Origin of the sequence: Kitasatospora sp. NPDC127060, from assembly GCF_042724935.1 — a bacterium.
In the GTDB taxonomy this organism is placed as follows: domain Bacteria; phylum Actinomycetota; class Actinomycetes; order Streptomycetales; family Streptomycetaceae; genus Kitasatospora.
Window position 1 is genome coordinate 7,915 of record NZ_JBHXEG010000067.1, and the last position, 20,063, is coordinate 27,977.

Annotated in this window: 16 protein-coding genes; 4 read left to right on the forward strand and 12 right to left on the reverse strand. The window is 72.2% G+C overall.

The window, feature by feature from the left end:
- Positions 1–125 precede the first annotated feature (125 nt).
- The 4 genes from ruvX to ACFWIS_RS29905 are packed head-to-tail and all read right to left on the reverse strand — an operon-like array spanning position 126 to position 4,171.
- On the reverse strand, positions 126–605 hold the full coding sequence (gene ruvX / locus ACFWIS_RS29890; RefSeq protein WP_380461179.1) for a Holliday junction resolvase RuvX: 480 nt from the start codon (positions 603–605) through the stop codon (positions 126–128).
- The gene (alaS, locus tag ACFWIS_RS29895) at positions 605–3,274 is read right to left on the reverse strand and encodes an alanine--tRNA ligase (RefSeq protein ID WP_380461177.1); all 2,670 of its coding nucleotides are present in this window, start codon (positions 3,272–3,274) and stop codon (positions 605–607) included. The genes ruvX and alaS overlap by 1 nt, the downstream gene beginning before the upstream one ends.
- Positions 3,274–3,687, reverse strand: coding sequence for a DUF6167 family protein (locus tag ACFWIS_RS29900; protein ID WP_380461176.1), 414 nt, complete (start codon positions 3,685–3,687; stop codon positions 3,274–3,276). Before ACFWIS_RS29900 ends, alaS begins: the two co-directional genes overlap by 1 nt.
- 4 nt (positions 3,688–3,691) lie before the next feature.
- Complete coding sequence (locus ACFWIS_RS29905) at positions 3,692–4,171, reverse strand: DUF948 domain-containing protein (protein ID WP_380461175.1); 480 nt, start codon at positions 4,169–4,171, stop codon at positions 3,692–3,694.
- A gap of 218 nt (positions 4,172–4,389) precedes the next feature.
- Between ACFWIS_RS29905 and ACFWIS_RS29910 the strand changes: the two genes are divergently transcribed.
- The gene (locus tag ACFWIS_RS29910; protein ID WP_380461173.1) at positions 4,390–6,609 is read left to right on the forward strand and encodes an ATP-binding protein; all 2,220 of its coding nucleotides are present in this window, start codon (positions 4,390–4,392) and stop codon (positions 6,607–6,609) included.
- A gap of 48 nt (positions 6,610–6,657) precedes the next feature.
- On the forward strand, positions 6,658–6,975 hold the full coding sequence (locus ACFWIS_RS29915) for a tetratricopeptide repeat protein (RefSeq protein WP_380461172.1): 318 nt from the start codon (positions 6,658–6,660) through the stop codon (positions 6,973–6,975).
- Positions 6,976–7,065: 90 nt separating this feature from the next.
- On the opposite strand, the gene rpsD is transcribed toward ACFWIS_RS29915, so the two are convergent.
- The 7 genes from rpsD to ACFWIS_RS29950 all read right to left on the reverse strand — a co-directional run bounded on the left by rpsD (position 7,066) and on the right by ACFWIS_RS29950 (position 14,748).
- Positions 7,066–7,680 carry a 30S ribosomal protein S4 gene (rpsD, locus tag ACFWIS_RS29920; RefSeq protein WP_030240707.1) on the reverse strand — a complete coding sequence of 205 codons (615 nt, stop codon included), beginning with the start codon at positions 7,678–7,680 and terminating at the stop codon, positions 7,066–7,068.
- A 312-nt stretch (positions 7,681–7,992) separates the two neighbouring features.
- Positions 7,993–9,411, reverse strand: coding sequence for a replication-associated recombination protein A (locus ACFWIS_RS29925; RefSeq protein WP_380461170.1), 1,419 nt, complete (start codon positions 9,409–9,411; stop codon positions 7,993–7,995).
- Between the two features lie 9 nt (positions 9,412–9,420).
- Positions 9,421–10,281: a polyphosphate kinase 2 gene (ppk2, locus tag ACFWIS_RS29930; protein WP_380461168.1), complete on the reverse strand. Its 861-nt coding sequence runs from the start codon at positions 10,279–10,281 to the stop codon at positions 9,421–9,423.
- Between the two features lie 82 nt (positions 10,282–10,363).
- Positions 10,364–10,882, reverse strand: coding sequence for a GNAT family N-acetyltransferase (locus ACFWIS_RS29935; protein WP_380461167.1), 519 nt, complete (start codon positions 10,880–10,882; stop codon positions 10,364–10,366).
- 97 nt (positions 10,883–10,979) lie between these two features.
- The gene (gene aspS, locus ACFWIS_RS29940; protein ID WP_380461166.1) at positions 10,980–12,770 is read right to left on the reverse strand and encodes an aspartate--tRNA ligase; all 1,791 of its coding nucleotides are present in this window, start codon (positions 12,768–12,770) and stop codon (positions 10,980–10,982) included.
- On the reverse strand, positions 12,767–14,029 hold the full coding sequence (gene hisS / locus ACFWIS_RS29945) for a histidine--tRNA ligase (protein WP_380461165.1): 1,263 nt from the start codon (positions 14,027–14,029) through the stop codon (positions 12,767–12,769). Before hisS ends, aspS begins: the two co-directional genes overlap by 4 nt.
- A gap of 11 nt (positions 14,030–14,040) precedes the next feature.
- Positions 14,041–14,748 carry an MBL fold metallo-hydrolase gene (locus ACFWIS_RS29950; RefSeq protein WP_380461164.1) on the reverse strand — a complete coding sequence of 236 codons (708 nt, stop codon included), beginning with the start codon at positions 14,746–14,748 and terminating at the stop codon, positions 14,041–14,043.
- Between the two features lie 238 nt (positions 14,749–14,986).
- Between ACFWIS_RS29950 and ACFWIS_RS29955 the strand changes: the two genes are divergently transcribed.
- Positions 14,987–15,817: a peptidylprolyl isomerase gene (locus ACFWIS_RS29955; RefSeq protein ID WP_380461163.1), complete on the forward strand. Its 831-nt coding sequence runs from the start codon at positions 14,987–14,989 to the stop codon at positions 15,815–15,817.
- Between the two features lie 265 nt (positions 15,818–16,082).
- Positions 16,083–17,312 (forward strand): DUF349 domain-containing protein, encoded by a 1,230-nt coding sequence (locus ACFWIS_RS29960; protein ID WP_380461162.1) that lies wholly within the window; start codon positions 16,083–16,085, stop codon positions 17,310–17,312.
- Positions 17,313–17,395: 83 nt separating this feature from the next.
- Here the strand turns inward: ACFWIS_RS29960 and ACFWIS_RS29965 are convergent, their stop codons facing one another.
- Positions 17,396–19,831 (reverse strand): RelA/SpoT family protein, encoded by a 2,436-nt coding sequence (locus tag ACFWIS_RS29965; RefSeq protein WP_380461160.1) that lies wholly within the window; start codon positions 19,829–19,831, stop codon positions 17,396–17,398.
- Positions 19,832–20,063: the final 232 nt, after the last annotated feature.

Here is a 20,063-nt window from a genome sequence, read left to right on the forward strand (position 1 = left end):
GCCGGCCCCTCGTTGGGCGCCGAGACCCGCCGACGGCCACCCAACCCCCCGCGGCACCCCCGCTTGGTGGCGGCGTGCCGCCCGGGCCGCCCCGCACCCCTCTTCGGGACGTTAGATCAGACCGGTCAGCCGGCCGCCTCGACGCTCTCACCGGGCGGGCGTCCGCTCACCCGTTCGGACTCAAGGGCGGTCTGGAGGATCACCACCGCGGCGGCCTGGTCGACCACCGAGCGGCCCTTCTTCGCCTTGACCCCCGAGGCGCGCAGCCCGTGGGTCGCGGTGACGGTCGACATCCGCTCGTCCACCAGCCGCACCGGCACCGGGTAGAGCCGGTTGGCCAGCCGGGAGGCGTACGCCCGGACCTTCTCCGCCGCCGGGCCCTCCTTGCCGCTGAGCGAGCGCGGCAGCCCGACGATCACCTCGACCGCGTCGTACTCCTCGACGATCGCGGCGATCCTGGCCTGCGACTTCACCCCGGCCGGAACGGTCTCCACCGGCGTGGCGAGCACCCCGTCGGGGTCGCAGGACGCGACCCCGATCCGGGCGTCACCGACGTCGACGGCGATCCGCCGCCCACGCCGGAAGGGCCTCTCCTCGAACTCCATCAGCTGGCGCGCTCCGCGACCAGGCCGCGCACCGCGGCGATGGCCTCGCCGACCGCGGCCGGGTTGGAGCCGCCGCCCTGGGCGACGTCGTCCTTGCCGCCACCGCCGCCGCCGAGGGTCTTGGCCGCGGTGCGGACCAGCTCGCCGGCCTTGATGCCGCGGCCGCGGGCGTCCTCGTTGGTGGCGATCACGGTCAGCGGGCGGTCGTTGGCCACGGTGAACGCGGCGACCACGGCCGGGCGGGCGCCCAGTCGGCCGCGCACGTCAAGGACCAGCTTGCGCAGCTCGTCCGCGCCCACGCCGTCGGCGACCTGAGCGGCGACCACGGCGATGCCGTGCACGTCCTCGGCCGAGTCGGCCAGGCCGGCCGCGGCGGCCAGCACCTTCTCGGCGCGGAAGCGCTCGATCTCCTTCTCGGCGTCCTTGAGCTTGCCGAGCATGCCCGAGATCTTCTCCGGCAGCTCCTCCGGGCGGCCCTTGACCAGCTCGGTCAGCTGGGCCACCACGGTGTGCTCGCGGGCCAGGAACTTGTACGCGTCGACGCCGACCAGCGCCTCCACGCGACGCACGCCGGAGCCGATCGAGGACTCGCCGAGCAGCTTCACCAGGCCCAGCTGGGCGGTGTTGCCGACGTGGGTGCCGCCGCACAGCTCCTTGGAGAAGTCGCCGATGGAGACGACCCGCACCTCGTCGCCGTACTTCTCGCCGAACATCGCGATGGCGCCGGCCTTGCGGGCCTGGTCCATCGTCATGACCTCGGCGGTGACCTCCAGCTCGCGGCCCAGCACGTCGTTGATCTTCTGCTCGACGTCCACCAGCACGCTGCCCGGAACGGCGGCGGGCGAGCCGAAGTCGAAGCGGAAGCGGCCGGGGGCGTTCTCCGAGCCGGCCTGGGCGGCCGTCGGGCCGAGCGCGTCGCGTAGCGCCTGGTGGGTCAGGTGGGTGGCCGAGTGGGCGCGGGCGATCGCCCGGCGGCGGTCGGTGTCGATCGTGGCGTACGCCGAGGCGCCGAGCACGACCTCGCCGAACAGCACGCCACCGGAGTGCACGATGACGCCGGGGACGGGCTGCTGCACGTCACGGATCTCGACGACCGCGCCGGAATCCAGCCGGATCCGGCCGTGGTCGGCGAGCTGACCGCCGCCCTCGGCGTAGAACGGGGTGCGGTCGAGGATCAGCTCGACCTCGTCGCCCTCCGAGGCGGCCGGCGACGGAACGCCGTCCACCAGCAGGCCGACCACGGTGGCCTCGCCCTCGATCAGGGTGTAGCCGGTGAAGACGCTCGCGCCGGACCTGTCGGCGACCTCGCGGTACGCGGCGACGTCGGCGTGGCCCATCTTCTTGGCCTTGGCGTCGGCCTTGGCGCGGTCCCGCTGCTCCTGCATCAGGCGGCGGAAACCGGCCTCGTCCACCTGGAGGCCCTGCTCCTCGGCCATCTCCAGGGTGAGGTCGATCGGGAAGCCGTAGGTGTCGTGCAGCTTGAAGGCCTGGTCGCCGGAGAGCACCGCGCCGCCGGCCTGCTTGGTCTCGGTGACCGCGGTGTCCAGCAGGCTGGTGCCGGCCTTCAGGGTCTGCAGGAAGGCCGCCTCCTCGCCGACGACGACCGTCTCGATGCGCTTGCGGTCGCTCTCCAGCTCCGGGTACTGCGGGGCCATCGCCTTGATCGCGATGTCGGTCAGGTCCTTGGCGACCACACCGGTGGCGCCCAGCAGGCGCATGTTGCGGATGGCGCGGCGCAGGATGCGGCGCAGCACGTAGCCGCGGCCCTCGTTGCCGGGGGTGACGCCGTCGCCGATCAGCATCAGCGCGGTGCGGATGTGGTCGGTGACCACGCGCAGCGAGACGTCCGACTTGTGGTCGGCGCCGTAGGTGTGGCCGGTGAGCTCGGCGGCGCGGTCGAGGATCATCCGGCTGGTGTCGATCTCGAAGAGGTTGTCGACGCCCTGCAGGATGGCGGCGAGGCGCTCCAGGCCGAGACCGGTGTCGATGTTCTTGCTCGGCAGGTCGCCGAGGATCTCGAAACCGTCCTTGCCGTCGCCGTGGCCGCGCTCGTACTGCATGAAGACCAGGTTCCAGATCTCCAGGTAGCGCTCGCCGTTGACCGCCGGGCCGCCCTCCTCGCCGTACGCGGGGCCGCGGTCGTAGTTGATCTCCGAGCACGGGCCGCACGGGCCGGGCACGCCCATCGACCAGAAGTTGTCCTTCATGCCCAGGCGCTGGATGCGCTCGGAGGGCACGCCGATGACGTCACGCCAGATCTGCTCGGCCTCGTCGTCGTCCTTGTAGACGGTGATCCAGAGCTTCTCCTTCTCCAGGCCGTAGCCGCCGTCCGCGACGGGAGTGGTGAGCAGCTCCCAGGCGAACTTGATGGCTCCTTCCTTGAAGTAGTCACCGAAGGAGAAGTTGCCGCACATCTGGAAGAAGGAGCCGTGCCGGGTGGTCTTCCCGACCTCCTCGATGTCCAGGGTGCGCACGCACTTCTGCACGCTGGTGGCGCGCGAGAACTGCGGCTTGACCTCGCCCAGGAAGTAGGGCTTGAACGGCACCATGCCGGCGTTGACGAGCAGCAGGGTGGGGTCGTCGGCGACCAGGGACGCCGACGGAACGACGGTGTGGCCGCGCTCCTCGAAGAAGCGCAGCCAGCGGCGGCGGATCTCAGCCGACTCCATTAGTGGTCCTTCCGGTTCGTTCCGCCCCGCGGCAGGGCTCGGCGGGGCGTTTCTTCAATGGCAATGGTCTGTGGGGTGGTGCGGGCGGGAGGCAGGGCGGCGGCCGGGCGACCGGGCGCCGCCGAGATAGCTCGGTACTGCGGCTCGCCGCGCAGGACCCGGCGGGTGCTCCGGGGCTCCGCCACGGCGGTGCCGTGCAGGCCGAGGTCGTCCTTCAGCTGCTCCTCGCGCTCGGCCATGCCGGACCGCACGTCCTGGGCGAACTGCTTGGCGACGTCGCCCAGGTGCAGTGCGCCGCGCGCGGCGGTGCCGGAGAGACTGTCCGGGGTGAGCCGCTGCACGGCGACGTTGGCCTTGTTCATGGCCCACACCGCGGCGCCGGCGCCGACGGCCATCCAGAAGATCCGTGCCATGCCGTCAGCCCCTCACCGCTCGCCGGACCCTGGAGAGCAGACCGCCCCTGGGCGCGGTCGCGGCGCGCACCTCGGCCCGGATCAGCCGCGCCAGCTCGTCGCGCTCGGCGGGCTGCACCGGCACGTTCGGCAGGGTGCCCTGCTGCTTGGCGACGGCCTTGCGGACGCCGTAGCTGAAGGCGGCGACCTTCATCAGCGGTCCGCCCAGGGTGGCGGCCGCGGTGGAGGAGAGCGCCTTGGCGTTGGCGGCGGCGTCCTGGACGTTGGCGGTGATCTCGTCCACCCGGTCCAGCTGCTCATTGGCGCTGCGCACCGCGGCACCCGCGTCGGCCAGCAGCGGCACGGCCTGCTCGGTGACGGCGGAGACCAGGACGGTGGCCTCCTTCAGCACCCGGGAGAGGCGGACCAGCACGACCGCGAGCAGGGTGACCAGGACCGCCCAGAACACGGCGACGAGCAACCCGGCCAGCTCTCCCACGGACACCTTTGCGCGCTCCCTCGCCTTGTTGCTCTTCAGGGGGAACCCTATCGCGCCGACGCCGGCTTTCCGGACCGGGTCACGGCCGTGGCCTCGCCCGGGTGTGCGAACCGCGCGCGTAACCTACCGGCCGGTCACCTCGTTCTGCCAGGCGGGCCGTCGCCCGTACGGCCCGACGTACGTCCGGACCGCCGCGGTCCGGGCCGGAACCACGGGAGCAGCGCTTGGCCGGCGACTGGACAGCACAGCCCGCGGCGTGGCCGCGCGAGCCGGAGCCGGGCCGGCTGCCGGCCGAGGTGACGGGCTTCGTCGGGCGGCAGCGGGAACTGGCCGAACTGGCCGGTCTGCTCGCCGGCGCCCGGCTGGTGACGGTGACCGGGCCCGGCGGGGTGGGCAAGAGCCGGCTCGCACTGCGGGCCGCGGCCCGGGCCGCCGGGGCGTTCCCGGACGGCACCTGGCTGGTGGACGTGGCCCCGGTGCAGGATCCGCTGCTGCTCGGCCACGCCGTACTGGAGGCGCTGCGGCTGACCGACGGCACCGCCCGGCCGCCGCTGGACGTCCTGGGCGAGCACCTGGCCGGGCGCCGCCTGCTGCTGGTGCTGGACGGCTGCGAGCACCTGGTGGAGGCCTGCGCCGAGCTGGCCGCCGAGCTGCTGCGCGCGCTGCCCGGCCTGCGGCTGCTGACCACCAGCCGGGCCGTGTTGCGGGCCGCGGGCGAGCACCTGCTGACCCTGGCCCCGCTGCCGGTCGACCCGCTGCCGGACGGCCGGGCGGGCCCGGGCGTGCTGCCGGACGCGGTGCGGCTGTTCGCCGACCGGGCCCGGGCGGTGCTGCCGTCCTTCGAGGTGACCGGGGCGAACGCGGAGGCGGTCGGCCTGCTCTGCCGCCGGCTGGACGGCATCCCGTTGGCGGTGGAGCTGGCCGCCGGGCGGCTGCGGGCGCTGTCGGTGGAGCAGATCACCTCCCGGCTGGACGACCGCTTCCGGCTGCTCACCGGCGGCTCCCGGACGGCCCTGCCGAGACACCAGACACTGCGCACCACGATCGGCTGGAGCCATGAGCTCTGCACAGTGCAGGAACGTTTACTCTGGGCCCGCCTGTCGGTCTTCGCCGGCAGTTTCGACCTGGAGGCCGCCGAGTACGTCTGCGCCGGCGGGGGCATCGAGCCCGAGGACGTGCTCGACCTGCTGGACGAACTCGTCGCCAAGTCCGTGGTGCTGCGCGAGGACAGCGCCTTCGGCGTCCGCTTCCGCCTGCTGGACACCCTGCGCGAGTACGGCGGCCACTGGCTGCGCGCCGCCGGCGAGGAGCAGCGGCTGCTGCGCCGCCACCGGGACTGGTACCTGGGCGTCGCCACCTGGGGCGAGGTGGAGTGGTTCGGCCCCCGGCAGGCCGAGACCGCCGAGCGCACCCGGCTCGCCCACACCAACCTGCGCGCCGCGCTGGAGTTCTGCCTCGCTGAGCCCGGCGAGGAGCAGATCGCCCTGCTGCTGGCCGGCACCCTCTGGTTCTACTGGGTCGGCTGCGGCCACCTCGGCGAGGGCCGGCACTGGCTGGACCGCGCGCTCGCCCTGGACCGTGATCCCACCGAGGCCCGGGCCAAGGCCCTCTGGGTGACCGGCTACATGGCCACGCTGCAGGGCGACCTCGGCGCCGCCCGGCCCGCGCTGGAGGAGTGCCGCCGCCAGGCCCTGGACACCGGCGACGACCGGGCCCTCGCCTACGCCGTCCACCGCCAGGGCTGCGCCGCCCTGATCGGCGACGACCCGGAGCGGGCCGCCGAGCTGTTCGAGGAGGCGCTCTGGCACTACCGGACCATCGGCGAGCTCAACAGCAACGTGGTGATGGCCATGGTCGAGCTGGGCCTCGCCTACCTGTTCCAGGGCGACCTGGACAGCGGCGAGCTGTGGTTCGGCCAGGCCCGCGAGGTCTGCGAGGAGCACGGCGAGCAGTGGGCGTACGCCTACGTGCTGTACGCGATGGCGTACTCGCACTACCTGGACGGCGCCGTCCAGCCGGCCCGCACCCTGGCCCGCGAGTGCGTCCGGCTGAACCACCACTTCCACGACCTGCTCGGCATCGTGCTGGGGATCGACCTGCTCGCGCTGCTGGAGACCGAGCCCGCCGGGCCGGGCGAGCCGGCCGACCTGTGCGAGGCCCGGGTGCTGCAGGGCGCCGCACACCGGATCTGGCGCGCGGTCGGCAACCCGTTCCTCGGCTCGCGCTCCTTCTTCGGCACCCACCAGCAGTGCGCCGAGCGGGCCCGCGCCGGGCTGACCGAGCAGGAGTACGAGGACTGCTACCGGGCGGGCGGGCGGCTGGACCTGGACGCCGCCGTCTGCCGGGCGCTCGGCGGCGGGGGCTCGGCGGACGGCCCGGAACCCGGCCCGGGCCCCTGCTCGGTGCCGCCCGCGCCGGCCCCGGCACCGGCGCGGAATAGGTGAAGCTTGCCGATTGCTTGAGCAGGCAAGGATCCACCCGGAAGGAGCACCATGGCCATCCACGACGAGTACCGCCTCGCGAACTTCTACTTCGAGTCCAAGGCGTACACCGATGCCGCCCGCATGCTGGAGGGCGTGCTGGCCGAGGAGCCGGCCAACCTCTCCGTCCGGCTGCTGCTCGCCCGCAGCTACTTCCACTCCGCCCAGCTCGGCCGCGCCGAGGCCGAACTGCGCCGCGTCCTCGACCTCGACCCGGCCGAGGACTACGCCAGGCTGATGCTCGGCCGCACCCTGGAGCGCCAGGGCCGCGCCGAGGAGGCCCGCCCGCACCTGCGGCTGGCCGCCGCGATGACCGGCGAGGAGCTGTAGACCGAACACCGGAAAAGGGGCGAGCCCCCGCCGCCTCGAAAGGCGACGGGGGCTCGCTGCCGGTTCCGCGAAGTGCGAACCGAGCGCGGGTCAGCGCGAGTAGTACTCGACGACCAGCTGCTCGTCACAGATCACCGGAACCTCCTTGCGCTGCGGCGCACGGTCCAGGCGGAAGGCCAGGGCCTTCAGGTTGACCTCGAGGTACTTCGGGGTCTGGCCCTCACCCGCGTAGCCACCCTCACGGGCGACCTGGAAGGGGACCTTCTCCTTGGAGCGCTCGCGGACGGTGACCACGAAGCCCGGCTTCATCTGGAACGACGGCTTGTTGACCTTGCCGCCGTTGACCTCGATGTGGCCGTGGACGACCATCTGGCGGGCCTGGTAGATGGTGCGGGCGATGCCCGAACGCAGGACCAGGGAGTCCAGACGGGTCTCCAGGTCGGCGACGAGCGCCTCACCGGTCTTGCCCTCGGCCTTCTTCGCGCGGTCGAACGCGCGCGCCATCTGCTTCTCGCTCAGGTCGTACTGGGCGCGCAGACGCTGCTTCTCGAGCAGACGGACCTTGTAGTCCGAGTTCTGCTTGCGACCACGGCCGTGCTGGCCGGGCGGGTACGGGCGGGCCTCGAAGTACTTGACGGACTTCGGGGTCAGCGGCACGCCGAGCGCACGCGCGATCTTGACCTTGGGACGCTTCTGGTTCGCCATGAACCAAACCTTCCTTGCTTACGAATACGGCTTCCACCAGGTGTTGACGGAGGTCGCATGTCGCGACCCGGAGAAAACCCCGACGCCTACGCGAAGGGATCAGCCGCTCTCCGGAGCCGGGCACATGAAGTGCTGGTCACACGAAGGGCCCGGATGTCCGGGCCGTCCGCGACACCGAAACGGTGCGCGACGCTCCTGTTGCGGACCTCCCGGAGGAGGCCTACCGCCATCGCCCCGCTGGTGCGGCCGGTCGGTGGGGTCTCCCCCGCCGCCGTCCCGGGACATGGCACTCCGACGAAGTATACCCGTCGATCACTCCTTCTCTTCCCCGGGCTTCTCCTCGGCCTTCTGCTCCGCCGGCTCGGCCTTCCTCTCCACCCGGCGCTCCCCGCGCAGCCGCCCGCGGGTCCACTCCACGGTGTCCGCGTACCGCACCTCGCCGCCGCGCCGGTTCGGCCGGTAGTACTCCCGGCCGTGCACCGAGTCCGGCGCGTACTGCTGGGCGGCGATGCCCTCCGGCAGGTCGTGCGGGTACTGGTAGCCCTTGCCGTGGCCGAGCTTGCCCGCGCCGCCGTAGTGGGCGTCCCGCAGATGCGGCGGGACGGCCCCGGCCAGTCCCTGCCGGACGTCGGCCAGCGCCGCGTCGATCGCCAGGTAGGCCGAGTTGGACTTGGGCGCCAGGGCCAGCGCGATCGCCGCCTGGGAGAGGATGATCCGGGCCTCCGGGAAGCCGATCAGCGCCACCGCCTGGGCCGCCGCCACCGCCGTCTGCAGGGCCGTCGGATCGGCCAGGCCGACGTCCTCACTGGCCGAGATCATCAGCCGGCGGGCGATGAACCGCGGGTCCTCCCCCGCCTCGATCATCCGGGCCAGGTAGTGCAGGGTGGCGTCCACGTCGCTGCCGCGGATCGACTTGATCAGCGCGCTGGCCACGTCGTAGTGCTGGTCGCCGTCCTTGTCGTAGCGCACCGCCGCCTGGTTGACGGCGGTCTCGGTGGTGGCCAGCGAGATGCTCGCCTCGCCCTTCTCCAGCGCCGCCCCGGCCGCCGCCTCCAGCGTGGTCAGCGCCCGCCGGGCGTCCCCGCCGGCCAGCCGCACCAGGTGGTCCTCGGCCTCCGCGGTCAGCTCCAGCGCGCCCTCCAGGCCGCGCTCGTCGGCCACCGCGCGGCGCAGCAGCGCCCGGATGTCCTCGTCGGTCAGCGACTCCAGGGTGAGCAGCAGCGAGCGGGACAGCAGCGGGGAGATCACCGAGAAGTACGGGTTCTCGGTCGTCGCCGCGATCAGGGTGACCCAGCGGTTCTCGACCGCGGGCAGCAGCGAGTCCTGCTGGGCCTTGGAGAAGCGGTGGATCTCGTCCAGGAACAGCACCGTCTCCCGGCCGGACATCCCGACCGCCCGCCGGGCCCCGTCGATCACCGCCCGGACCTCCTTGACCCCGGCGGTGATCGCGGACAGCTCGACGAACCGGCCCTCCACGGCCTGGCTGATCACGTGCGCGAGGGTGGTCTTGCCGGTCCCGGGCGGCCCCCAGAGGATCACCGAACTGGTGGCCGCCGGCCCGCGCGAGTTGGCGACCAGCCGCCGCAGCGGCGAGCCCGGCTTCAGCAACTGCCGCTGCCCGGCCACCTCGTCCAGGGTGCGCGGGCGCATCCGTACCGCCAGCGGGGCCCGCCCGGGCTCCCTGGCCTGGCGTTCCTCGGCGGCGGCGGTGAAGAGGTCCGGTTCGTCCACACCGGAAGCCTAGTTCAGCCGACCGACGGCCCCGCCGTCGCGACGTCCCCGCTGCGCCAGTCCGGCGGCGTGGTCCGGAACGTACTTCTGCAGGTCGCGCGGGGGCCGCTGGTAGCCGCGGGGGGCCGGGCGGGGCGGCAGCTCGATGCTGGGCGGGGTGACCTCGTGGTACTGCACCGAGGAGAGCAGGTGGGCGATCATGTTGATCCGGGCCCGGCGCTTGTCGTCGCTCTCCACCACGTGCCAGGGCGACTGCGGGATGTCGGTGTAGACGAACATCTCGTCCTTGGCCCGCGAGTAGTCCTCCCAGTGGGTGATCGACTCCACGTCCATCGGGGAGAGCTTCCAGCGCTTCATCGGGTCCTCCAGCCGGTCCCGGAAGCGCTGTTGCTGCTCGGTGTCGCTCACCGAGAACCAGTACTTGCGCAGCAGGATGCCCGCCTCGATCAGCATCTGCTCGAAGGTCGGGCACTGGTGCAGGAACTGCCAGTACTCCTCGTCGCTGCAGAAGCCCATCACCCGCTCGACCCCGGCCCGGTTGTACCAGCTGCGGTCGAACAGCACGATCTCCCCGGCCGCCGGCAGGTGTTCGACGTACCGCTGGAAGTACCACTGGGTCTTCTGCCGCTCGGTCGGGGTGGGCAGCGCCACGACCCGGGCGATGCGCGGGTTCAGGTACTCCGTCACCCGCTTGATCGCCCCGCCCTTGCCGGCCGCGTCCCGCCCCTCGAAGACCACCACCAGGCGGGCGCCCTCGACCCGCACCCACTCCTGGAGCTTCACCAGCTCCTGCTGCAGTCGCAGCAGCTCCCGCTCGTACGGCTTCTTGCCCAGTCGTTCCGACTTCGCGGTCCGCTGCTCCCCTACCACCCTCGGGTCCTCCGTCCGACTGCTGCCGATGACCCTTCACCGTAGGCGCAGAACGGTGGTGCCGCAGGTCGGGGGCTCGGGACTACACCGCGACGAACGGCTCCGGGTAGCGGCAGAGCCCGCGCGGGCCGCCGTCGTAGGCCGGCAGCGGGAGCGCCTGGAAGTACGCCTCCGGCACCTCGAACGGGCCGGAGACCTCGTGCCGCCCGGCCGGGGCGAAGCCGAACCGCCCGTAGTAGCCCGGGTCGCCGAGCACGACCACCAGCTTCTCCCCCGCCGCCTCGGCGGCCGACAGCGCGGCCCGGACGACGAGTTCGCCGACGCCCCGGCGCTGCCACTCGGGCGCCACCGCGACCGGGGCGAGCGCCAGCGCGTCACCGGTCCCGCCGCCGTCGCCGACCCGCAGCCGGGTCAGCAGGGCGTGCCCGATCACCAGCCCGGTGTCGTCCACCGCGACCAGCGACAGTCCGGGCAGCCAGGCGGGGTCGCGGCGCAGCGCGTCCACCAGGTCGGCCTCGTCCGGCCCGGGGAACGCGGCCATGTGCACGCGTCTGGTCGCCGGGGCGTCCTCCGGACACTCGACTCTCGTAGTGACCTTCACGTGTCAACTCTCCCTGTGTCGCACGCCGTTGTGGACCGGCCCCGGACGGTGGGTGGACCGTCCGGGGCCGTTGAAGGTTAGCGCGTATGACGTGGCGTCAGCCCTTGGGCTGGGCCTCGGGCTTGGCGTCCTCGCGGACCTTCGGCTGGGCGTCCACGCCGGCCTCGCGGCGCTGCGCCGGGGTGATCGGGGTCGGGGCGCCGGTCAGCGGGTCGCCACCGGTGGACGTCTTCGGGAAGGCGATGACGTCGCGGATGGTGTCGTACCCGCCCAGCAGGGTGACGATCCGGTCGAGGCCGAAGGCGACCCCGCCGTGCGGCGGCGGGCCGTAGTTGAAGGCGTCCAGCAGGAAGCCGAACTGCGAGGCCGCCTCCTCCTCGGACAGGCCGATCGCGTCGAACGCCCGCTTCTGCACGTCCCGCTGGTGGATGCGGATCGAACCGCCGCCCAGCTCCGAGCCGTTGAGCACCAGGTCGTAGGCGTTGGACAGGGCCGAGCCCGGGTCGGTGTCGAAGGTGTCCAGCGACTCCGCGGTCGGGGCGGTGAACGGGTGGTGCACCGCGTGCCAGCCCTGGAACTGGCCCTTGTCGTCCTCGATCGGCTCGAACATCGGGAAGTCGACGACCCAGAGGAAGGCCCACTTGGACTCGTCGATCAGCCCGCAGCGGCGGCCGATCTCCAGACGGGCGGCGCCCAGCAGCTCCTGCGAGGCGCGCTCCTTGCCGGCCGCGAAGAAGACCGCGTCGCCGTTCTTGGCACCGGCCGCGGCGGCGAGGCCGGCAAGGTGCTCCTCGGAGAGGTTCTTGGCGACCGGGCCGCGCAGCTCGCCGGTCTCGGCGTCGATCAGCACGTAGGCCAGGCCCTTGGCGCCGCGCGCCTTGGCCCAGTCCTGCCAGGCGTCCAGCTGCTTGCGCGGCTGGGAGGCGCCGCCCGGCATGACCACGGCGCCGACGTACGGGGCCTGGAACACCCGGAACTCGGTGCCCTTGAAGTACTCGGTGAGGTCGGTCAGTTCCTGGCCGAAGCGGACGTCCGGCTTGTCGGAGCCGTAGCGGCCCATGGCGTCCGCGTAGGTCATCCGCGGCAGCGGGTTGGGGACCTCGTAGCCGTGCACCTCGCGCCAGATCGAGCCGACGATCTTCTCGCCGAGGGCCAGGATGTCCTCCTGGTCGACGAAGGAGGCCTCGATGTCCAGCTGGGTGAACTCCGGCTGCCGGTCGGCGCGGAAGTCCTCGTCGCGGAAGCAGCGGGCGATCTGGTAGTAGCGCTCCATCCCGGCCACCATCAGCAGCTGCTTGAACAGCTGGGGCGACTGCGGCAGGGCGTACCAGTGGCCGGGCTGCAGGCGGACCGGGACGAGGAAGTCGCGGGCGCCCTCGGGGGTGGAGCGGGTGAGGTACGGCGTCTCGATGTCGAGGAAGTCGTTCTCCTCCATCACCCGGCGGATGATGTTGTTGACCTTGGAGCGCAGCCGCAGGCCCTTGGCCGGGCCCTCACGGCGCAGGTCCAGGTAGCGGTAGCGCAGCCGGACCTCCTCGTTGACCGTGCCGGGCTCGTACTCGGCGACCGGGAACGGCAGCGGGGCGGCCTCGGAGAGCACCTCGATCTCGCTGACGACGACCTCGACGGCGCCGGTCGGGATGTCCGGGTTCTCGTTGCCCTCGGGGCGGACCCGGACGTCGCCGACGACCTTGACGCAGTACTCGGCCCGCAGGCCGTGCACCGAGTCGAGGTCGCGGACCACGATCTGCACGGTGCCGGAGGCGTCGCGCAGGTCGATGAAGGCGACGCCGCCGTGGTCGCGGCGGCGGGCGACCCAGCCGGCCAGGGTGACGGTGGTGCCTGCGTGCTCCGGGCGGAGCGTGCCCGCGTCGTGCGTGCGGATCACAGCTGCTTCTCCTTCAGGGTGGTGACGAGTGCGTCGAGGGCGACGGGGGTCTGCTCGCCGGTGCTCATGTCCTTGAGCTGGACGACGCCCTCGGCGAGGTCCCGGTCCCCGGCGATCAGGGCGAAGCGGGCGCCGGACCGGTCGGCGGACTTCATGGCGTTCTTGATGCTCTTGACGCCGAAGGCGAGGTCGGTGGCGACGCCGGCCCGGCGCAGCTCGACCACCTTGGCGAACAGCAGGTTCTTGGCTTCCTCGCCGAGCGCGACGGCGTAGACGGAGGTGGCGGCCGGCAGTTCGAGGTCGACGCCCTCGGCCTCCAGCGCCAGGTAGGTGCGGTCCACGCCGAGGGCCCAGCCGACGGACGGCAGCGCCGGGCCGCCGATCATCTCGGACAGGCCGTCGTAGCGGCCGCCGCCGCCGATCGCGGACTGGGCGCCGAGGCCGTTGTGCACGAACTCGAAGGTGGTGCGGGTGTAGTAGTCCAGGCCGCGGACCAGCTTCGGGTCGTCGACGAAGGCGACGCCGTTGGCGGTGAGCAGCTCGCGCACCTTCTCGTCGTACGCCTTGCACTCCTCGCAGAGGAAGTCGCGCAGCATCGGGGCGCCGACCAGCTGCTGCTGCACCGACTCGCGCTTGTCGTCCAGGACGCGCAGCGGGTTGATCTCGGCGCGGCGGCGGGTGTCCTCGTCCAGGTCCAGGCCGGCGAGGAACTCGATCAGGGCGGCGCGGTAGACCGGGCGGCACTGCTTGTCGCCGAGGCTGTTGAGCAGCAGCGAGTAGTCGCGCAGGCCCAGCGAGCGGAAGGCGTCGTCGGCCAGGATGATCAGCTCGGCGTCCAGCGCCGGGTCCTCGGCACCGATCGCCTCCGCGCCGACCTGGGAGAACTGGCGGTAGCGGCCCTTCTGGGCGCGCTCGTAGCGGTAGTACGAGCCGGAGTACCAGAGCTTGACCGGCAGGTTGCCCTGCTTGTGCAGGTTGGCCTGGAGCGCGGCGCGCAGCACCGAGGCGGTGCCCTCCGGGCGCAGTGCGAGCTCGTCGCCGCCCTTGGTGGTGAGGGTGTACATCTCCTTGGAGACGATGTCGGTGGACTCGCCGACACCGCGCGAGAACAGCTTCACGTCCTCGAAGACCGGGGTCTCGACGTAGCCGTAACCGGCCCGGCGGGCGGGCGCGGCGATGCGCTCGCGGATCGCCAGGAAGGTCGCGGAGCTGGGGGGCAGCAGGTCGTAGGTGCCCTTGGGGGCGGTGAAGGTGCTCAACTTCTCTTCCGTCACATTCCTCGTCGCGGGAAAGCCGGGGCGCCGGCCGCCCCCGCTGCCTCTCGGAGGTAGGGGTTGGTGGCGCGCTCGCGGCCGATGGTGGTCTGTCCGCCGTGGCCGGAGAGGACCACGGTGGAGTCGTCGAGGGGCAGGCACACCCGGGCCAGCGAGCGCATGATCGCTTCGCCGTCCCCGCCCGGGAGGTCGGTACGCCCGATGGAGCCGGCGAACAGCAGGTCGCCCGAGAACAGCACCGGGGGGAGGTCCTCGGCACCGGGCGTCCGGAAGGTCACCGACCCCCCGGTATGGCCCGGGGCGTGGTCCACGGTGAGCTGCAGGCCGGCCAGCTCCAGCACGCTGCCGTCGGTGAGCTCGCGCACGTCGTCGGGCTCGCCGACGGTCAGCTCGCCCATCAGCTGGGTGCCCAGGGAGCGGCCGAGCGACTTCTCCGGGTCGGACATCATGTACCGGTCCTCGGGGTGGATCCAGGCCGGGATGCCACGGGCGCCGCAGACCGGGACCACCGAGGCGACGTGGTCGATGTGGCCGTGGGTGAGCAGGACGGCGACGGGCTTGAGCCGGTGCTCACGGATGAGCTCCTCGACGCCGCGCGCGGCCTGGTGGCCGGGGTCGACGATCACGCACTCCTCGCCCGCCCCCGGGGCGACCAGGTAGCAGTTGGTGCCCCACGCTCCAGCGGGGAATCCGGCGATGAACACGCGCGTCCTTCGGGTCTGTGCGGCGGGGGCTGCGGTGGCTACCAGTAGTGATGACGTAAGGGAAGCCTACCGGCGGTCCGGGTCCGGTTGCGAACCAGATCCGCGGTGACGGGCCCGGGCGCCTGACAGGTTCACCGCGTCCTTACGGGCCCGGTCCCTACACTTGGCCGCCGATGGGTGCGATGATCCGCTCCGGAACCCATCCACTTTTCCCGCACATGCTCAGGAGACACGGCCGGTGGTCAGCAGCGAACAGCGGCGGCGGCAGCTCGCCCGCGAGAAGTACGAGCGCCAGATGCAGCGCCGCGCCGAGGCGGCGTCCGCCCGCAGGCGGCGCAACACGATCTTGGGCGCCTCGCTCGCCGTCGTGGTGCTGGCCGGCGGTGGAACGCTGTTCGCCACCGGCGCGTTCAGCTCCGACGACAAGGACAAGAGCGCGTCGACCGCCTCCAGCGCGCAGGCCGCGCCGACCCAGGCCGACCCGGCCGCCACGCCGACCCGCAAGCCGGTCGAGGGCTGTGCCACCCCGGCGGCGGGCTCGCCCAACAACAAGCAGTTCAAGGCCGAGCCGGCCATGTCGATCGACCAGGGTGCCTCGTACACCATGTCGCTGGACAGCAACTGCGGCAAGGTCACCATCGCGCTGGACGCGGCCAAGGCCCCGCACACCGTCAACTCGTTCAACTTCCTGGCGGGCGAGCAGTTCTTCGACCACACCAAGTGCCACCGGCTGACCACCGACGGCATCTTCGTGCTCCAGTGCGGCGACCCGACCGCCAGCGGCTCGGGCAGCCCCGGCTACAAGTTCGCGGACGAGAACCTGACCGGCGCGACCTACCCGGCGGGCACCGTGGCGATGGCCAACTCCGGCCCGGGCACCAACGGGAGCCAGTTCTTCCTGGTCTACAAGGACACCCAGCTGCCGCCGAGCTACACCCCGTTCGGCAAGATCACCGGCGGCCTGGACGTGGTCCAGAAGATCGCCGCCGCGGGCACCCTGGAGGGCTCCCCGGACGGCCACCCGATGGCCGACGTCACGCTCAACTCGGTTACGGTGTCCAAGGGTTGATCGACCCCGGGGCCACCGGCGGCGGGCGCGCGAAACGCCCCCCGCCCGGCCCCGGACCGAAATCGCCCGGCCCGGATGCGGACAGCACCGGGCCTGGTCGCCTATGTTGGCGTTGTATAGGGTGCCCGGACCCGCCTAGCCGTCACCCTCGGCAGCAAGGCACGGCGGACGGGGACGGCGGACTCATCGGTCCGCCGCACATCAACTGTGGACGACGGTCGCGCGCCGCCCCGGCGCGGGCGCGACGTCATGTGGAGGACGCGCTATGAGCAGCGACCCGTGGGGCCGTGTGGACGAGCAGGGCACCGTGTACGTCAGGACGGCCGACGGCGAACGCGTCGTGGGTTCCTGGCAGGCCGGCTCGCCCGAGGAGGCCCTCGCCTACTTCGAGCGCAAGTACCAGGGCATCGAGGTGGAGATCGGCCTGCTGGAGAAGCGGGTGCGCACCACCGACCTGGCCGCCAAGGACGCCCAGACCGCGCTGGAGCACCTCCGCGCTCAGGTGACCGAGGGCCACGCGGTGGGTGACCTGGACGCGCTGGCCAAGCGGCTGGACACGCTCACCGGTGAGATCGAGAGCCGGCGGGAGGAGCGCAAGGCCGCCCGCGCCAAGGCCCAGGACGAGACCCGCTCCGCCAAGGAGGCCCTGGTCTCCGAGGCCGAGCAGCTCGCCGAGTCCACCCAGTGGCGGGAGGCCGGCGACCGGCTGCGCGCCCTGGTGGACACCTGGAAGGGCCTGCCGCGGCTGGACCGCAAGAGCGACGACGAGCTGTGGCACCGCTTCTCGCACGCCCGCTCGGTCTTCTCCAAGCACCGCAAGGCGCACTTCGCGACTCTGGACGCCGAGCGCGAGCAGGCCCGGCAGGTCAAGGAGGCGCTGGTCTCCGAGGCCGAGGCGCTCTCCTCGTCCACCGACTGGGGCACCACCGCGGCCGCCTACCGCGACCTGATGGCGCGCTGGAAGGCCGCCGGCCGGGCGCAGCGCGACGTCGAGGACGAGCTGTGGGCGCGGTTCCGCGGCGCCCAGGACGTCTTCTTCCAGGCCCGTTCCGCGGTGTTCAGCGAGCGGGACGCCGAGCAGGTGGAGAACCAGAAGCTCAAGGAGGCGCTGGCCACCGAGGCCGAGGCGATCCTGCCGATCACCGACCTCAAGGCCGCCAAGGCCGCGCTGCGCGAGGTCAACGAGCGCTGGGAGGCCATCGGCCACGTGCCGCGCGACGTCCGTCCGAAGCTGGACGGCCGGCTGAACGCGGTCGAGCGGGCCATCCGCGAGGCCGAGGACAGCGAGTGGAAGCGCTCCAACCCGGAGGCCAAGGCCCGCGCGGCCGGCATGGTGGGCCTGTTCCAGGCGAAGGCCGACAAGATCCAGGCCGACCTGGACAAGGCCCGTGCCGCCGGCAACGCCTCCAGGACCGCCAAGCTGGAGGCCGAGCTGTCCGGCGTGCAGACCCTGCTGGAGCAGGCGCACAAGAGCCAGGAGGAGTTCAGCGGCTGATCCACCGGCCCGCTGAACGGCGAAGGCCCCCGGGGTGCTCCCCGGGGGCCTTCCTCATGCGCCGGGGCTGTCGGCGCCGCGCCTCACTTGCGGGCCGAGGTGACCCGGTAGACGTCGTACACGCCCTCGACGCCGCGCACCGCCTTGAGCACGTGGCCCAGGTGCTTGGGGTCGCCCATCTCGAAGGTGAAGCGGCTCATCGCCACCCGGTCCCGGGAGGTCTGGACCGCCGCCGACAGGATGTTGACGTGCTGGTCGGAGAGCACCCTGGTGACGTCCGAGAGCAGCCGGGAGCGGTCCAGCGCCTCGACCTGGATGGCCACCAGGAAGACCGAGGACTGGGTGGCCGCCCACTCGACGTCGATCATCCGCTCGGGCTGCTGGCTCAGCGACTCGACGTTGACGCAGTCGGCGCGGTGCACCGAGACGCCGTTGCCGCGGGTGACGAAGCCGACGATCGGGTCGCCCGGCACCGGGGTGCAGCAACGGGACAGCTTGACCCAGACGTCCTCGACGCCCTTGACGATCACGCCCGGGTCGCCCTTGGCCCGGCGGCGCACCGCCCGGCGGTTGTCGTGGGTCGGGGTGGCCGTCTCGGCGAGGTCCTCGGTGGCCCCCTCCTCGCCGCCGAGCGCCTGGACCAGCTTCTGGACGATGTTCTGCGCGGCGACGTGACCCTCGCCGATGGCGGCGTAGAGCGAGGAGATGTCGGGGTAGCGCATCTCGTGGGCCAGGGTGACCAGCGAGTCGCCGGTCAGGATCCGCTGGATCGGCAGGCCCTGCTTGCGCATCGCCCGGACGATCGCCTCCTTGCCGTGCTCGATCGCCTCCTCGCGGCGCTCCTTGGAGAACCAGGCGCGGATCTTGTTGCGGGCGCGCGGGGACTTGACGAAGCCCAGCCAGTCCCGGGAGGGGCCGGCGTTCTCCGCCTTGGAGGTGAACACCTCGACGGTGTCGCCGTTCTCCAGGGTCGACTCCAGCGGCACCAGCCGTCCGTTGACCCGGGCCCCTATGGTCCGGTAGCCGACCTCGGTGTGCACCGCGAAGGCGAAGTCCACCGGGGTGGCGCCGGCCGGCAGGGCTATCACGTCGCCCTTGGGGGTGAAGACGAAGACCTCGTTGCTGGCCAGGTCGAAGCGCAGCGACTCCAGGAACTCGCCCGGGTCGGCGGTCTCCTTCTGCCAGTCCAGCAGCTGCCGCAACCAGGCCATCTCGTTGACGGCGCCGGCCTTGTCGTCCTTGCGGACCTGGGTCGGGGTGTCGGTGCGGACCTTGGAGGCCCCGGCGACGGCCCGCTGCTTGTACTTCCAGTGCGCGGCGATGCCGTACTCGGCCCGCCGGTGCATGTCGAAGGTGCGGATCTGGAGTTCGACGGGCTTGCCGCCGGGACCGATCACCGTGGTGTGCAGCGACTGGTACATGTTGAACTTGGGCATCGCGATGTAGTCCTTGAACCGCCCCGGCACCGGGTTCCACCGCGCGTGGATGGTGCCCAGCGCCGCGTAGCAGTCGCGGACGGTGTCGACCAGGACCCGGATGCCCACCAGGTCGTAGATCTCCGCGAAGTCCCGGCCGCGGACGATCATCTTCTGGTAGACCGAGTAGTAGTGCTTCGGCCGGCCGGTGACGGAGGCGGTGATCCGGGCGCCGCGCAGGTCCGCCTGGACCTGGTCGATCACGGTCGCCAGGTACTCGTCCCGCTTGGGGGCGCGCTCGGCGACCAGCCGGACGATCTCGTCGTACATCTTGGGGTAGAGGATCGCGAAGGCGAGGTCCTCCAGCTCCCACTTGATGGTGTTCATGCCCAGCCGGTGCGCCAGCGGGGCGTAGATCTCCAGCGTCTCGCGGGCCTTCTTCTCCTGCTTCTCCCGCTTGAGGTAGCGCATCGTGCGCATGTTGTGCAGGCGGTCGGCCAGTTTGATCACCAGGACCCGGGGGTCCTTGGCCATCGCCACGACCATCTTGCGGACCGTCTCGGCCTGCGCGGCCTCGCCGAACTTGACCCGGTCCAGCTTGGTGACGCCGTCGACCAGCAGGGCCACCGAGTCGCCGAAGTCCTTGCGCAGGGTCTCCAGGCCGTAGTCGGTGTCCTCGACGGTGTCGTGCAGCAGCCCGGCCATCAGCGTCGGGGCGTCCATGCCCAGCTCGGCCAGGATGGTCGCGACGGCCAGCGGGTGGGTGATGTACGGGTCCCCGCTCTTCCGCTTCTGCCCGCGGTGCCACTTCTCGGCGACGGCGTAGGCGCGCTCGATGTCGCGCAGCAGCGCCGGGTCGGCCTTGGGGTCGTTCGCCCGGATCGAGCGGAACAGCGGCTCCAGGACGGGGTTGAGCACGCTGGAGCGCTGGCCGCCGAGGCGGGCCAGTCGGGCGCGCATCCCACCGCCGGTGCCGGAGCCGCGGCCGAGCGGGGGGAGCTGGCGCGAGGAGGTCGGTGTCGGGCGTGCCGGGGTGGCCCCCGAGGGCGTGGGGCGGTCTTCGGGGGCGGCCGCTGCGGCCGTGGGCACAACCTCGTCGGGCAAGGACACTCCTCGGGGCACCGGGGCCGACCCCTGCCGAGGCCCGTACGGTCCGGGCGCAACCGGAAGGGGATGAATCTTCATGGTACCGAGCCGGGCGGCCCGCCGTTCATCCGGCCGGGCCCGGAAGCGGGAGGGGGGGGGGGGGGCGAGTGGCACGCCCCCGCCCCCCCCAAGGCGGAAAAGCAAGAGCCCACCGCCCCCGGCCGGCCAAGGGGAAAATAAAAAAAAGAAA

Coding starts and splice junctions, on each gene's coding strand:
- ACFWIS_RS29960 (WP_380461162.1), top strand. CDS start 16,083: ATGAGCAGCGACCCGTGGGGCCGTGTGGACGAGCAGGGCACCGTGTAC.
- rpsD (WP_030240707.1), bottom strand. CDS start 7,680: ATGGCGAACCAGAAGCGTCCCAAGGTCAAGATCGCGCGTGCGCTCGGC.
- ACFWIS_RS29915 (WP_380461172.1), top strand. CDS start 6,658: ATGGCCATCCACGACGAGTACCGCCTCGCGAACTTCTACTTCGAGTCC.
- ruvX (WP_380461179.1), bottom strand. CDS start 605: ATGGAGTTCGAGGAGAGGCCCTTCCGGCGTGGGCGGCGGATCGCCGTC.
- alaS (WP_380461177.1), bottom strand. CDS start 3,274: ATGGAGTCGGCTGAGATCCGCCGCCGCTGGCTGCGCTTCTTCGAGGAG.
- ACFWIS_RS29900 (WP_380461176.1), bottom strand. CDS start 3,687: ATGGCACGGATCTTCTGGATGGCCGTCGGCGCCGGCGCCGCGGTGTGG.